Raw genomic sequence first — 14,323 nt, 5'->3', positions numbered from 1 at the left:
AAGAGCGCATGACGGACACACCGCGCCCCACAGACCCCGGTGACCCCGCGGGCCCCGCCGGCCTGCCGCACCGCGTCCGCTTCCCGAGCCCGCTCGTCCGCGTCGACGGCTCGCTGGAGCTGGAGGACACCGGGCGCGGAATCCGCCCACGCCGGCTGCCCGCCTGGACGAGACCCCAACTCCCCGACCCCTTCTTCGACTTGGGCGTCCAGACGGCGGCGGGCGTGCGCCTCGTCGTCCGTACGGAGGCGAAGGCGCTGGCCCTGACCGTGCACACCACCCGTCTCCAGGTGGCGGGCGAAGAGGCGGTGCCGGCAGCGCTGGATCTCGTGGCGGACGGCGGTTTCGCGGACGGGGACTTCGCGGACGGTGGCTCCGCGGACGACGAGGCCGCGGATGGCGACTTCGCAGGCGGCGAGCTCACGGACCGCGGTGCCGTACGCCGCGTGCCGCTCACCGGCGGCGACCTGGCCCAGCTCGCCTCCCCGCACGAGGCGCCCGGGTTCCTCGCGGGGGAAGCCGAGACGGCGCTCTTCACGGGGCTCCCCTCCGGCGAGAAGGAGGTGCGGATCTGGCTGCCCCACACGGCCGCCTGCGATCTGGTCGCGCTGGCTGCCGACGCCGAGCTGCTGCCCCCTGGCCCGCCCTCGGGGCCGCGCTGGGTCCATTACGGCTCGTCGATCAGCCACTGCCTGGAGGCCGAGGGGCCCACCGGCACCTGGCCCGCCGTCGCCGCCGCGGCGGCGGGCCTGCACGGCACGAACCTAGGCTTCGCGGGCAACGCCATGCTCGACCCCTTCGTCGCCCGCACCCTCCGCGATCTGCCGGCCGACCTGATCACCCTCAAGGCGGGCATCAACATCGCGGCGGGCGCCACGATGCGGCTGCGCACGTTCCTGCCCGCGGTGCACGGGTTCCTGGACACCGTGCGCGAGGGCCATCCCCGCACACCGCTCGTGGTGATCTCGCCGCTGCCGTGCCCCGCACTGGAGGAGCGCCCCGGTCCCGCCGAGCCCGATCCGGAGACGGGGGCGCCGCGCGCGACCGGTGACCCCGAGGACGTGGCGCTGGGCGCGCTGACCCTCGCCGTGATCCGTACGGAGCTGGAGCGCCTCGTCGCCGAGCGGCGCGGGTCCGATCCCGAACTCCACTACCTGGACGGAAGAAAGCTACTCAAACCGAACGAAACCGACGAACTACCCGACGGGTTGCACCCCAGCGCCACCGCGTACCGCACCATCGGCCTGCGCTTCGCCGACCTCATCTCCCCCTGCTTGAACGGACGTTGACACCCGGAACACCCGTCACCGGAACGATCATGACATGAGAGGCAACCGCCCCAGGGACACCACACGTCCTCTCCTGGTGGGCGGAGATCCGCCCGCGTTCAGCACCCGCCGGAGGGAGACCGGCACGGGGGAGAGAAGGAGAGCACACCATGCGAGCACGACCGGTCATACGCCGCCGCACCCTGGGGACCGTGGGGACGGCGGCCGGCCTCGCGGGCCTGGCGGCGCCGGTGGCACTCGGCCTCGGCGCCGCGCCGGCGCAGGCGGCGGCCCCCGCTTCCGCCGCGAAGGCGGCAGCGCCCGCTTCCTGCACGGCCGAGGCCGGTCCGTACCAGAAGCAGGCCGAGAAGTACCTGGGCCTGCGGGCCGACGGAAAGCAGTCGGCCAAGGACTGCGCGAAGATCCGCGACTTCCAGACCACCCACGGCATAGCGCCCAACGCGGGCTACGCGGGCCCGGTCACCTGGAAGGCCATGAAGGCCGAGAAGGCGGACCGTGCGCGCGGCGCCGCGTCGAGCTGCCCCACCGACAAGGGCCGCATCGCCTGCGTGGACCTCACCCGGCAGGTGAGCTGGATCCAGGACGGCAAGAAGCGGGTGTACGCGCCGCCGGTGCCGGTGCGCACGGGCCGGGACGGCAACGAGACCCGCACCGGGCTGCACAAGATCTACCTGCGCAACAAGGACCAGGTGTCCTCGCTCTACCACCAGCCCATGCCGTACAGCCAGTTCTTCGACGGCGGCATAGCGTTCCACTCCATCCCGGGGAACATCTACGGCCCGCCCGGATCGCACGGCTGCGTCAACATGCGCCCCGCCGACGCCAAGGCGTACTGGAAGCTCCTGCACAAGGGCGACGCGGTCTTCGTCTACGGCAACAAGCCGGGCACCTGACGCGGCACACCGCGCGCCCGGACAGCGCACGGAGAAGGGGCGGCCCCCAGGGGCCGCCCCTTTCTGCGCCTCCGGATTCCCGTGCCCTCCGCTCTGCCGTGCCTCCGGCTGGTGCGCCGGTGCGGTCGCCCGCCGCTCAGTGGCGGGCCGCGGTCTCGTAGTGCGCCAAGCCGGAGGCGCTGTCCTGGATCTCCGTCGCCAGGCGGTGCACGGCGACCAGATCGTGCAGCAGGACGCGGGTGTCCTCCTCCTCGAAGCCCGCCGCCTGCGCCACCTCGGGCAGCGGCACCGCCTGCCCGTCGTGCTCCCCCTCGGCCTGCGCGAGGGCGCGGAAGACCTGCTCGTGCTGCGTGCTGTACGACGGGCTGCCCCGCCCGGTGAAGTCGCGCGACGGCTCGGCGGCCGCCGTGTCCACCAGCCCCTCCTCGGCCAGATCGCCGGTACGCCACTCCTGCTTGCCGCGGTGCTGCGAGGCCACCCGCTCCTCGTGGGTGTGCGGGCCGCCGGCGCCGACGTGCCGCCGCTGCTTGGACGCGCCCGTCGTCACACCGCGTGCGCTGGGCGCCTCGCGGTCGGCCGCCGCCTTGTGCGCCTCGGCGCGCCGCGCGTCCTCGTCGCCCTCGACCTTCTTGCGCACCATGGTCTCGCTTCCCTTCACCTCGAGTCTCCAGGGATGCCGCGCCGCCGCCCGGGTGCCCCGCCGCACACCCTGAACACCCCTCGCCCCGCTGCGTTTCCGCCGCCCGCTCCGGGTACCCGCGAGGGCCCGAGGCACGGGAGGTAGTCATGACCAGGCCGCAGGGCACCCGCTCCGAGGAGGAGCGGGACACGGCCCCGCCGCCTCTCGGAAAGGGCGGCACCCAGAACGTGGCGGGCAGCGGGCCGCAGCAACCCGAGATCGCCGAGGGCCCCGTGGAGGGTCTGGAGCCGGGCGAGCGCACCGAGCGCGGCCCGTGGCACCCGCCCGTCGAGTCCGACCCGCCGCCCGCGCCGGGCACGGCGCCGGGCGAGGGCGCGTAGGTCGAGGAAGCGCAGGCAGCGCAGGACCCGGAGGACGGCCCGAGCGACCCGGGCGGCTCCCCGGAGGACGAGGGCATCCCCGACCTCCAGGAGGGCACGCCCGAACAGCAGCGGGCCGAGGATCCGCAGCAGGAGCCGGTGCCGGGCGACGCCCCGACGGCGGCCACCCGGCAGGCGCCGACGCCCGCCGAGATGCGGGAGGGCCAGCCGCTGGACGAGCGGCTGGCCGAGGAGGAGCCGGAGGACGCCCCGGCCCCCGGCGGCCTCGACTCCGGCTCCGGAGAGCCCGCCGGCCCCGAACGGACCGACCCCGAACGGACCGGCCCAGCGGGCGAGTTGTACGAGGGCCCCGAGGCCGCTCCCCCGCGCAGGCAGGACGTACACGCCGAGGCGGAGGGCGGCTCGGCGGGCCTCTCCGCCGAGGAGGAAGCGGTCCGCACGAGGACAGAGGCGGACGCGGAGGAGGCGGACGAGTCCCAGCCGTGAGGCGACGGCACGCGGTCTCGTCCGCACCGCCCGGCGAAGCCCGCGGAGGCGCGGACACCCCCGGAGGCGTAGACACCCCCCGGAGGCGCGGACCCCCCCGGAGGCGCGGCCTACGCGACGCGCGCCTCCTTGAGCGCAGCCGCCGTCGAGCGCGCGAGGGCGGTCAAGTAGCCCTCGTTCAGCGGTGAGCCGACCATGATCAGGCGCCAGTACAGAGGGCCGCAGGCCAGGTCGAGGGCCAGGTCGAGGTCGGTCCCCGGGGGGAGTTCGCCGCGGGACTCCGCGTTGCCGACCACGGTGCGCGCGATGTGGCGCTGCGAGTCCCGCACTGCGCCCCGTACCGCCTCGGCGATCTCCGGGTTGCGGGACGCCTCGGCCAGCAGGTCGGGCAGGATGCGGGCCACCGTGGGGTGCGCCAGCACGCCCGAGGTCGCCTCCAGCAGCGCGGTCAGGTCGCCCAGCAGCGAGCCGGTGTCAGGCGTCGGCATGCCCTCGGCCGCGAGGTCGGCCATCACGTCCAGCACGATCGGCAGCTTGGAGCGCCAGCGGCGGTAGACGGCGGCCTTGCCCACGCCGGCGCTGCGGGCGATGCGCTCGATCGACATCCGCCCGTAGCCCACCGTGGCCAGCTCCTGGATCACGGCCGCGCGGATCGCCTCGGTGACGTCGTCGCGCAGGACCGCGGCCCCCGCGGGCGCCCTCCGCCCGCCCCGTTCGGCCGTCTCCCCGTCCACGTCCGTGCGCCGCGCTCTGCCGTCAGTCATGACCTGCACTTTACCTGACGACGGAACGCTTGTGTTCCGACGTCGCCTGTCGTACGGTTTCGTCGCGACGGAACGCGCCCGTTCCAACGCAATCGTTCCATCCGCCGCACCTCGCGTGCGTACCGGAAAGGCGACCGGATGACCCCGTACACCACCGCTTCTCCGCCGGAGGCCGCGCAGCCCGCCGCCCCCGGCGCTCCCCCGTGCAGCCCGGCGCAGCTCGCCGCCCTGCACGGGCTGAGCCAGAGCGGCGCCAGACCCGCGCTGCCGGCGTACGTGCGGCAGTTGTGGCAGCGGCGGCACTTCATCACCGCGTTCGCCACGGCGCGGCTGACCGCGCAGTACAGCCAGGCGAAGCTGGGCCAGCTCTGGCAGGTGACCACCCCGCTGCTCAACGCCGCTGTCTACTTCCTGGTCTTCGGCATGATCATGAACGCCAAGCGCGGCATGGGCACGGACGTCTACATCCCGTTCCTGGTGACCGGCGTCTTCGTGTTCACCTTCACGCAGAGCTCGGCCCAGGCGGGCGTGCGGGCGATCGCCGGCAACCTCGGCCTCGTACGGGCGCTGCACTTCCCCCGCGCGGCGCTGCCCGTCTCCTTCGCTCTGCAACAGCTCCAGCAGCTCCTGTTCTCGATGGTCGTGCTGGTGGCCCTGCTGCTGGGATTCGGCAACTACCCCAGTACGTCGTGGCTGCTGGTGATCCCGGCGCTGGTGCTCCAGTTCGCGTTCAACACGGGGCTGGCGCTGATGCTGGCGCGGATGGGCGCGGGGACGCCCGACCTGGCGCAGCTCCTGCCGTTCCTGCTGCGCACGTGGATGTACGTGTCCGGCGTGATGTACAGCATGAGCCAGACGCTCACGCACGCCCACGCGGCGCCCTGGGTGCGGGACCTGGCCGGGGTGAACCCGGTGGCCGTCTACATCGACCTGGTCCGCTTCGCGCTCATCACCGATTTCAAGAAGGCCGACCACCTCCCGCAGCACATCTGGGCCCTGGCCCTGGGCTGGGCGGTGCTGAGCCTGGTGGGCGGCTTCGTGTACTTCTGGAAGGCGGAGGAACGCTATGGACGCGGCTGAGGCGACCCGTACGGGACCGGCGCCCGCACCCCTGGTGGACTGGCAGCGCCCCACCGTCATCGCCGACGACGTGCACGTCGTCTACCGCCCCCAGGGCGGCGCTCAGGGCAGGGGCAGCGCGACCGCGGCACTCGGCCGCATGGTCAGGCGGCGCGGCCGCGGCGAGGACACCGGGATGCGCGAGGTGCACGCGGTGCGCGGGGTGAGCTTCACGGCGTACCGCGGCGAGGCCATCGGGCTCATCGGCACCAACGGCTCGGGCAAGTCCACGCTGCTCAAGGCCGTCGCCGGGCTGCTGCCCACGGAGCGCGGCTCGGTCTACACCTGCGGCCAGCCCTCGCTGCTGGGCGTCAACGCGGCGCTGATGAACGACCTGACCGGCGAGAAGAACGTGCTGCTCGGCGGCCTGGCGATGGGGATGACCCGGGACAGCGTGCGCGAGCGCTACCAGGACATCGTCGACTTCTCCGGGGTCAACGAGAAGGGCGACTTCATCTCGCTGCCCATGCGCACGTACTCCTCCGGCATGGGCGCCCGGCTGCGCTTCTCCATCGCCGCGGCCAAGGAGCACGACGTGCTGATGATCGACGAGGCGCTGGCCACCGGCGACCGCGCCTTCCAGGAGCGCTCGCAGGAGCGGGTGCGGGAGCTGCGCGAGCGGGCCGGCACGGTGTTCCTGGTCAGCCACAACAACGCGTCGATCAGGGAGACCTGCGGCCGGGTGCTGTGGCTGGAGCACGGCGAGCTGCGCATGGACGGCCCCACGGAGGAGGTCGTCGAGGCGTACGAGAAGGAGACGAGCCGCTAGCGGCGTGCGGGCCGCGAGCGCGCGACGGAAGGCGGCCTCCCCGCACACACGGGGAGGCCGCCTCCTCATGGCCTCACGAGAACTCGCCCTCGGGCGGGCTTACTTGGACAGCTCCCACACGCTCTTGGCGATCGCCTGGGCCTGGATGTCCAGCGACTTCTCGTCGATGTTCTTCGTGGTGTCGCACTTGGAGTGGTAGCACGGGTCGAAGGCCTCGCCCGCCTTGCCGCCCCACTTCTTCGCCTGCTCCTCGGACTTGATCTCCTCGGCGCCGGAGAAGGTGCCGCCGTTGGGTATCCCCGCCTCGGAGAACGCGGCGTGGTCGGAGCGGCCGTTGATGTCCAGCGGCTCGGCCTCCTGCTTGCCCTCCTTGAGCGAGGCGGTCAGCTCCTTCTGGATGGCGGCGGAGCCCTCGGGCTCCTTGGAGCTGTCGTAGACGAAGTAGCCCGGGTTCGGCGACCCGGTCATGTCGAAGTTCAGATACCCGCTGATCTTCGACTTCTCGTCGTCCTTCAGCGACTTGACGTAGGCGCTGCTGCCCAGCAGGCCCAGCTCCTCGCCGCCCCACCACGCGAACCGCAGGTGCTTGGTGGGCTTGTACTTGCTCTGGGACACCGCGAGCGCGGTCTCCAGCAGCGTGGACGAGCCACTGCCGTTGTCGTTGATGCCCGGGCCCTCGGGAACGCTGTCGAGGTGGCCGCCGACCATCAGTGTCTTGCCCTCGTCGCCGCCCTTCCAGTCGGCGATGAGGTTGTAGCCCTTCTTGCCCTGGCCGTCGAACTCCTCGACCTTGGTGGTGAATCCGGCCGCGTCCAGCTTCTTCTTGATGTAGTCGACGGACGCCTTGTAGCCGGCCTCGCCGTGCGCGCGGTTCCCGCCGTTCTTCTCGGCGATCTTCTGCAGCTCGGCCAGGTGCCCCTGGACCTTCTCCACCGGGATCTTCGGCGCCTCGGCCTGGGCCGGGGCCGGGGCCGGGGTGGCGGTGGCCTGCGCGAGGCCGATGCCGCTCGCGGTCAGCGCGAGGGCGCCGGCCGCGGCGATCACTCTGCCGCGGCGCGCGGAGATGCGCGTCTTCATCTGAGCAACTCCCCTGTGACTACTTGACGTTGACGCCGGACCAGGCGGCTGCGATGCCCTTGGCCTCGGTGCTGTCCTTGCCGTACAGGTCGTTCGCTGCCTTGAGGGTGGCCTCGCGCGCGGCCTTGTAGTCGGTGGTGGAGGTCATGTACGCGGTCAGGGCCTTGTACCAGATCTTGATGACCTTGTCCCTGCCGATGCCCTCGACCTTGGAGCCGTCCTTGGTCGGGCTGTCGTACTCGACGTTCCCGATCTTCTTCTTCCCGCTGCCCTCGGACGCGAGGTAGAAGAAGTGGTTGGCGATGCCCGAGGAGTGGTGGACGTCCGCGTTGCCCGCGTCGGCCGACCAGTTGTCCAGGGACTTGCCGTCCTTGCTCGGCTTGTCCATGTAGCGCAGCGGCTTGCCGTCGCCGTTGATGTCGATGTTCTCGCCGATGAGGTAGTCGCCCGGGTCCTTCTTGTTCTTGGCGGAGAACTCGACGTCGGTGGCCATGATGTCCGAGGTCGCCTCGTTGAGACCGCCGGACTCCCCCTCGTAGTTGAGGTTCGCGGTGGCCGAGGTGACGCCGTGCGACATCTCGTGCGCGGCCACGTCCAGCGCGGTCAGCGGCTTCTTGTCGCCCTCGCCGTCGCCGTACGTCATGCAGAAGCAGGAGTCGTCCCAGAAGGCGTTCACGAAGCTCTTGCCGTAGTGGACGCGGGAGAGCGCGCCCTTGCCGTCGCCCTTGATGCCGTCCCTGTTGTGGACCTTCTTGTAGTAGTCCCAGGTGGTGGCGGCGCCGTAGTGGGCGTCGACGGCGGCGGTCTGGCGGCCGCCGCCCCACTTGTTGTCCTCGTCGGTGAACTTCTCGCCCTTGCCGGCGTCGTCCTGCTGGTTCTTCAGGTCGGTCGTGCTGCCCTCGCCGCGCTTGTCGTCGGTCAGGGTGTAGCCGTTGCCGTCCTTGGTGGTGTCCAGCGGCACCGTGCCGCTGTACTGGCTCTCGCCCGTGCCCTGTTCGGCAGCCGCACCCGGCGCCTTCGCCGCCTTCTGCTGCGCGGCCTTGGCGACGTCGGAGGGCACAACGCCGCGGCTCTCCTCCATCGCGGCGAGCTTCTTGCCGGACGTGGCGTCCGTGATGACGTGCAGCTCGCTGGGCGTGCCGTCCTCCTGCGTGCCGCGCACCACGGTCTGCAGCGCGGCCTGCGGCTTGCCGTCGCCCGCCGCCCAGATGACGCGCTGCGACTTGCCCGCCTTGGCGCCGGTGACCTTCTCCTGCTTGGCGGCCTTCAGCGCGGTGCCGTCCGCGTTGTCGGAGGCGGTCGCCGCGGCAGTCGTGGAGGCCACCGCGATGCGGTGCCGGGTGGCCTTGGTGACCGAGGTCGCGCCGGAGGGCGAGCGGTGCACGATCAGGTCGCCGCCCAGGACGGGCAGTCCGTCGTACGTGCGGTCGTAACGGGTGTGCGTGGTGCCGTCCGCGTCCTTGACGGTGTCGCGGTGCACCAGCTTCTCCTTGGCACCCAGGTGGAGCGCCTTCGCGGTGGCCTCGGTGCCGTTCGCGGGCTTCTCCTCGCCGGCGAGCGCCGGGCCCGCCTCCACAGCGGCGACGACCATCGCGGCCGTCGCGAGCAGCGCGCCGCCGCGCACCATGCGCTTGCGGTTCCTCCGCGCGCGGTGGTCGGCGCGGGACTCTTCGGGGGTGCCGGATATGCGGGGGTTCCCTCGCACTGGGTCTCCTCAGCAGCTTGGGCCGCCGGTGGGCGGCTCTGTTCGTGGGGGGTTTGGCCGGGCCGATGAGCCCGGTGTTGCGCTGAGTCGGCGGTACCGCGAGTGAAGAAAACGAACGCGAGTACGCGCCTGAGCCAGATGGTGCCAGCAGCGACCCTGCCGATGGCCATGATTTTCCGCAGAGTGTTACCGCGTCTTTACCAAGAGCCGTACGGAATAGGGCCGTTGCCGGTCAAGAAGGAACATCACCGGACCAAACGGTGTGCAGAGGGCGTCAGTTGGAGGGATTCCGGGTGGTCACTTCCGGGTCATCGATTCCGGGTGGCCGCGGCGCCGCCTACAGCCGCTTGGTCAGCAGGTGGTCCGTGCATCCTGGCGGGTAGTCCTCGACCGTGCTGACCAGGGTGTAGCCCGCCTTCTGATAGAAGCCCGGCGCCTGGAAGTCCCAGGTGGCCACGCGCGCGTGGGTGCACCCGTGCTCCTCGCGGGCCAGCTCCTCGGCGCGGGTCACCAGCCGCGAGCCGAGGCCGCTGCCGCGGTGCCGCTCGTCCACCCACAGCAGGTCGAGGTGCAGCCAGTGCCACCAGGCGTACGCCACGAGACCCCCCACGGGTTCGCCGCGCCCACCCGGCCCCACACCTGCTCCCGCCCCCGGCCCGGGCTCGGACTCGTACGCGTAGACCTCCACCGGGACCTGCGCGTCGGCGCCGGTGCCGCGCAGTCCGGCGACCACCGGCGAGAGCCGGTTGTTGGTCTCCCGCAGCCGTTTCCGGATCAGTTGGCGTCGCTCTTCGTCCGCCTGTGCCTCGATATGGAACATCATCCGGCCGAGCGTAGCCGTGCGCCGCCGCTCATTCCTGGGCATATTCCTGCTCGGGGCGACCGGTCGCCCCGTACCGCAGCCGCATGCGCAGCAGGCCGCCGTCGACCAGCCCGGCCAGGTAGCGCTGGGCCGTCGCGCGCGAGACGCCGGTGCGCTCGGCGACCTCCCCCGAGGACAGCGGTCCCGCCGCCTCGCGCACGGCGGCGAGCACCAACTCCCGTGTCGCGGAGCCCGCCGCGGCCTGGCGCGCGCGCCGCGGCGCGCCGCGCAGCGCCGCCAACGCCTCGTCCAGCGCCTCCTGGTCGAGGGTCGCGGCGCCGGTCAGCCGCCGGTAGCGGGCGTAGCCGCGCAGCATGCCGGTCAGCCGCTCCGGCGCGAACGGCTTGATCAGATAGCCCAGCGCACCGGCGGACAGCGCGCGGCGCACCGTCTCCCCCTCGGCAGCCGCGCTCACCACCACGGCGTCGCACGGGAGTTGCCGCACCAGCTCGGTGCCGGGACCGTCCGGCAGATACAGGTCGACCAGCGCCAGGTCGACGGGCTCGGCGGCCGCGGCCTCCAGCGCCTCGGCGGCGCTGCGCGCCGTGGCCGCCGTGCGGAAGCCCGGCGTCTCGTCCACCCGCGCCGCGTGCAGCCCGGCCACCCGGAAGTCGTCGTCCACGACCAGCACGGTGAGCGGTTCCGGCGGCACGGTGAGGGGTTCCCGCGCGCTCATGCGCCACCCGCCGGGACACCGCGTACGGCCAGCACGCCGGGCAGCCGCGCCACGAACACCGCGCCGCCGGAGACCCGTTGGGGATCCCGTACGCCGTCCTGATCCGTCTCATCGCGCCCGCCCGGATCGGCCAGGCGCAGGTCGCCGCCGTGTACGCGGGCGATCTGGCGTGCCAGGGCGAGGCCGATGCCGCGGCCGCCCGGCGCCGTCGCGTGGTCCTTGGTGGACACGCCCTCGCGGAACACCTCGTCCGCCAGCCGCGCCGGTACGCCGTCCCCCGTGTCGGCCACGGTGATCAGCAAGGTGCCTCCGTCGGTGATCAGTTCGGCCTCCACGGCGGGACCGCCGGGAGTGCGCCGGGAGCCCTCGGCCGCCGCCTCCACCGCGTTGGCGACGAGGTTGCCCAGCACGGTGGTCACATCGGCGGGCGCGGTCACCTCGGCGTCGACCCAGGTGGCGCCGCCGATCCGCAGGCTCACGCCGCGCTCGGCCGCCTGCGCCGAACGCGCGGTCAGAAAGGCCCGCAGATACGGGTCGCGCACCGCCTCCACCCCCTCGGGGGCCGCGCCCAGCGGGCCCGACTCCAGCAGCGTGTCCAGATATCCGGTCAGCTCCTCGGTCCGCCCTCCGTGCGCGAGCCCGGAGAGCACGTGCAGCCGGTTCGCGAACTCGTGCCGCTGCGCGCGCAGCGAATCGCTCAGCGCCTCGACCGCGTCGAGGCGCCGGGTCAGCGCCTCCACGTCGGTGCGGTCCCGCACAGTCAGCAGGGTCCCCAGGTCGTGCCCGGCCCTGCGCACCGTGCGCGCCGAGAGCACCAGCACCCGGTCGCCGGCCACCGCCGTCACCGGGTGCCCCGAGGGGTGCTCCAGTTCGGCCAGCACGCGCGGGGTCAGGCCCAGCGCCGCGACGTGCGTTCCGGGCGCGGCCTCCGTGTCCAGCAGCCGCCGGGCCTCGTCGTTGGCCACGGTCACCCGGCCCGCGGCGTCCAGCGCCAGGACCCCGTCGGCGATCCCGTGCAGCACGGCCTCCTGCTCCTGTACGAGACCGGCCAGCTCCTCCGGTTCCAGGCCCAGCGTGAGCCGCTTCCAGCGCCGGGCCAGGAGCGCCGAGGCACCGATGCCGAGCAGCAGGGCGGCCGCCGCCCAGCCGAGGCCGCCGAGCAGCACCCGCAGCGCCTGTTCCCGTACGTCGGAGGCGGCCACGCCCACGTTGGCCTCCCCCACGACGCGGGTCGCCGGGCCGGGCGCGTACACCGGGACCTTGGCGACGACCTCGTTGCCCAAGTGGGCGCGGTGGTACGCCAGTTCCTCATGTCCCGACAGGGCGCGCGAGGGGTCGGTGCTGACCTTGCGGCCCAGTTCGCCGGGGTCGGGGTGGGCGAGCCGTACGCCGTGGTCGTCGGTCACGACCACGAAGAGCGTGCCGGTCCGCTTGCGTACCCTTTCGGCCAGGTCGTGCGCGCGCGTCCCGGCCAGCTCCGAGCGCGGGGCGTACGCGGCACCGCGCCCCTCCCTGTCGTTCGCCTCCGAGAACCGCGCGGCGTCCTCCCGCACCCCGGGCTGCTCCGCGACGGCGCGGGCCACCGCGAGGGCGCGCTGCTGGTGCTCCCTGATGAGCCTGCGGTGATTCACGTACGCGAAGGCTCCACAGGCGACCGCGAGCGCGACGGCCACCACGGCGCACTGGAGCAGCAGCACCTGACTGCGCAGCCGCGGCCTGGGCAGCCTGAGCAGCCGGGCGCGGGGCGGCGCGGGGGTGCCCTCCGGCGGGGTGCCCGCTGGGGTCGGGAAGCGCTTCACCCGGTCAAGGTATCCGGCCGTTCCGGGCCGCCGGCGGGCCAGCCCCCTCCCGTGCGCACAATGCGCACAACTCTCGGAACAGGGCTTTCGCGGGTTGCGCGCAGATCCTGGAGCGGCCGCGGCGTGGCCGGATAGCTTCGCCCGCCGAGGCCGCGCGGCGCGGGCCCGGTGCGGTCGCGTACCCCGGGCGCAGGGCCGCAGCGCGCCGAAGAGCCGCTGTGATCGAGGGAGTTCTCATGCCGAGGCCATGCGCCGTGCCCTGTGCGGTGTGCCACCGTGCGCCCTGTGCCGGTCCGACCGACCTGGCCCCGCGCCGGAGAGGGGGCGGGCTGTGACGCCGCACACCTGGACGCTGCTGGCGATCCTCGCCGCGGCGATCGCGCTGCTGATCGTCCTGATCAACTCCCGGCTGCGGTTCCATCCGTTCGTCGCGCTGATGGCCGTCTCGGTCGGCACCGCGCTGGCCGCCGGGCTGTCCACCGAGGAGATCGCCGAGTCGGTGGAGAAGGGCGCGGGCGGCATCCTCGGCGACGTGGGCGTCACCCTCGCCTTCGGGGCGATGCTCGGGCGGCTGCTCTCCGCCTCCGGCGCGACCGACCGCATCGCGCGGCTGGTCGTCGACCGCGCGGGCGAGCGCTCGCTGCCCTGGTACATGGCGGGCGCGGCCTTCCTCATCGGCATCCCGATGTTCTTCGAGATCGGCCTGATCGTGCTGCTGCCGCTGATCTTCAGCGTGGCCAGGCGGCTGGAGCGCGAGGGCCGCGGCACCGGTTCGCCCTACGTGTATCTGGCCACCCCCACCATCGCCGCGCTGGCCACCCTGCACGGCATGACCCCGCCGCACCCGGGGCCGCTCATCGCGGTGCAGGGCCTGCACGCCGACCTCGGCACCACGGTGCTGGTCGGGCTCGTGTGCGCGGTGCCGACGGTGATCCTCTCGGGCCCGGTGTACGGGCGCTGGCTCGCCCCGCGCCTGGCGGTGCGTCCTGACCCGGAGCTGGCGGCGCAGTTCGCCGGGGCGGAGAACTCCTCGGGCGCGCACGGCACTTCGGAGGCCGAAGGGGCCACGGAAGGCGCACCGGAACACGCCGCCGTCCCCGGACCTCCGCGCCAGGTGCGTACCGGCTGGGCGGTGACGGCCGTGCTCGTGCCCGTCGCGCTGATGCTCCTGCGCACGCTCGCCGAGCTGCTGGTCGCGGAGGGCAGCCCCGTACGGCATGTGCTGACATTCACGGGCGAACCCGTCATCGCCATGTTCGCCGGGTTCCTCTTCGCGCTGTTCGTGCTGGGCTACCGGAGCGGGATGCCGTCAGAGGAGATCCGCGGCGCGCTCGGCGACAGCATCAAGTCGGTCGCGGGCATCCTGCTGATCATCGCGGGCGGCGGCGCGTTCAACCAGGTGCTGGAGGACTCCGGCATCGGCAAGGCCATCTCCTCGGCCGCCTCCGGCGCGCACCTCAACCTGCTCGTGCTGGGCTGGCTCGTCGCCCTCGTCCTCTCCTTCTCCACCGGCTCGGCCACCGTGGGCATCGTCTCCGCGACCGGCATCCTCGCGCCCATGGCCGCGTCCGGGGACAGCGTGCACACGGCGCTGCTCGTGGTCGCCATCGGCGCCGGGTCGATCGGCCTCAACTACGTGAACCACGCCGGTTTCTGGCTGGTCAAGGAGTCCTTCGGGATGACGCTTGGCCAGGCGACCCGCTCGCACACGGTGATCCAGACCCTGGTCAGCGTGTGCGGCCTGCTGATGGCGCTGCTGCTGTCGGCCTTCGTGTGACCGGTGCCGGTGCGCGTCCGACCGGTGCCGGTGTGCGTCCGACCGGCCGGCGTCCGAACGTCCGAGGTTCCCCTCAAGCCGCCGCGC

The 14,323-nt window shown here is 72.9% G+C and carries 14 protein-coding genes; 7 read left to right on the top strand and 7 right to left on the bottom strand.

What is annotated here, in order from left to right; all coding sequences use genetic code 11:
* The first annotated feature begins 8 nt into the window (after window positions 1–8).
* Together ABEE00_RS14355 and ABEE00_RS14350 are read left to right on the top strand one after the other, a co-directional pair.
* Complete coding sequence (locus ABEE00_RS14355) at window positions 9–1,289, top strand: GDSL-type esterase/lipase family protein (RefSeq protein WP_345745817.1); 1,281 nt, start codon at window positions 9–11, stop codon at window positions 1,287–1,289.
* Window positions 1,290–1,438: 149 nt separating this feature from the next.
* Window positions 1,439–2,182, top strand: coding sequence for a L,D-transpeptidase family protein (locus ABEE00_RS14350; RefSeq protein WP_345745816.1), 744 nt, complete (start codon window positions 1,439–1,441; stop codon window positions 2,180–2,182).
* A 136-nt stretch (window positions 2,183–2,318) separates the two neighbouring features.
* Here ABEE00_RS14350 and ABEE00_RS14345 read toward each other — a convergent pair whose 3' ends face one another.
* Window positions 2,319–2,840 carry a hypothetical protein gene (locus ABEE00_RS14345; RefSeq protein WP_345745815.1) on the bottom strand — a complete coding sequence of 174 codons (522 nt, stop codon included), beginning with the start codon at window positions 2,838–2,840 and terminating at the stop codon, window positions 2,319–2,321.
* Window positions 2,841–2,968: 128 nt separating this feature from the next.
* Here ABEE00_RS14345 and ABEE00_RS14340 point away from each other — a divergent pair, with 128 nt between their 5' ends.
* Window positions 2,969–3,202: a hypothetical protein gene (locus tag ABEE00_RS14340; RefSeq protein ID WP_345745814.1), complete on the top strand. Its 234-nt coding sequence runs from the start codon at window positions 2,969–2,971 to the stop codon at window positions 3,200–3,202.
* Window positions 3,203–3,340: 138 nt separating this feature from the next.
* On the top strand, window positions 3,341–3,688 hold the full coding sequence (locus tag ABEE00_RS14335; protein WP_345745813.1) for a hypothetical protein: 348 nt from the start codon (window positions 3,341–3,343) through the stop codon (window positions 3,686–3,688).
* A 110-nt stretch (window positions 3,689–3,798) separates the two neighbouring features.
* Here ABEE00_RS14335 and ABEE00_RS14330 read toward each other — a convergent pair whose 3' ends face one another.
* Complete coding sequence (locus ABEE00_RS14330; protein ID WP_345745812.1) at window positions 3,799–4,452, bottom strand: TetR/AcrR family transcriptional regulator; 654 nt, start codon at window positions 4,450–4,452, stop codon at window positions 3,799–3,801.
* 138 nt (window positions 4,453–4,590) lie between these two features.
* On the opposite strand from ABEE00_RS14330, the gene ABEE00_RS14325 reads away from it, so the two are divergent.
* Entirely contained in the window at window positions 4,591–5,532 is a 942-nt protein-coding gene (locus tag ABEE00_RS14325) for an ABC transporter permease (protein WP_345745811.1), read from the top strand.
* Complete coding sequence (locus ABEE00_RS14320) at window positions 5,519–6,340, top strand: ABC transporter ATP-binding protein (RefSeq protein ID WP_345745810.1); 822 nt, start codon at window positions 5,519–5,521, stop codon at window positions 6,338–6,340. Before ABEE00_RS14325 ends, ABEE00_RS14320 begins: the two co-directional genes overlap by 14 nt.
* A 99-nt stretch (window positions 6,341–6,439) precedes the next feature.
* Here the strand turns inward: ABEE00_RS14320 and ABEE00_RS14315 are convergent, their stop codons facing one another.
* The 5 genes from ABEE00_RS14315 to ABEE00_RS14295 all read right to left on the bottom strand — a co-directional run bounded on the left by ABEE00_RS14315 (window position 6,440) and on the right by ABEE00_RS14295 (window position 12,459).
* The gene (locus ABEE00_RS14315; protein WP_345745809.1) at window positions 6,440–7,417 is read right to left on the bottom strand and encodes a M28 family metallopeptidase; all 978 of its coding nucleotides are present in this window, start codon (window positions 7,415–7,417) and stop codon (window positions 6,440–6,442) included.
* Between the two features lie 19 nt (window positions 7,418–7,436).
* Window positions 7,437–9,044: a M4 family metallopeptidase gene (locus tag ABEE00_RS14310; protein ID WP_451918577.1), complete on the bottom strand. Its 1,608-nt coding sequence runs from the start codon at window positions 9,042–9,044 to the stop codon at window positions 7,437–7,439.
* Between the two features lie 415 nt (window positions 9,045–9,459).
* Window positions 9,460–9,945 (bottom strand): GNAT family N-acetyltransferase, encoded by a 486-nt coding sequence (locus ABEE00_RS14305; RefSeq protein ID WP_345745808.1) that lies wholly within the window; start codon window positions 9,943–9,945, stop codon window positions 9,460–9,462.
* Between the two features lie 28 nt (window positions 9,946–9,973).
* On the bottom strand, window positions 9,974–10,660 hold the full coding sequence (locus ABEE00_RS14300; protein WP_345745807.1) for a response regulator transcription factor: 687 nt from the start codon (window positions 10,658–10,660) through the stop codon (window positions 9,974–9,976).
* Window positions 10,657–12,459 carry a sensor histidine kinase gene (locus ABEE00_RS14295; protein WP_345745806.1) on the bottom strand — a complete coding sequence of 601 codons (1,803 nt, stop codon included), beginning with the start codon at window positions 12,457–12,459 and terminating at the stop codon, window positions 10,657–10,659. The genes ABEE00_RS14300 and ABEE00_RS14295 overlap by 4 nt, the downstream gene beginning before the upstream one ends.
* Window positions 12,460–12,790: 331 nt before the next feature.
* On the opposite strand from ABEE00_RS14295, the gene ABEE00_RS14290 reads away from it, so the two are divergent.
* Complete coding sequence (locus ABEE00_RS14290; protein ID WP_345745805.1) at window positions 12,791–14,236, top strand: GntP family permease; 1,446 nt, start codon at window positions 12,791–12,793, stop codon at window positions 14,234–14,236.
* The last annotated feature ends 87 nt before the right edge of the window (window positions 14,237–14,323 follow it).

It is taken from the genome of Streptomyces odontomachicola, from assembly GCF_039605595.1.
Taxonomy (GTDB): domain Bacteria; phylum Actinomycetota; class Actinomycetes; order Streptomycetales; family Streptomycetaceae; genus Streptomyces.
This window is presented reverse-complemented; position numbering and strand designations above follow the sequence as displayed.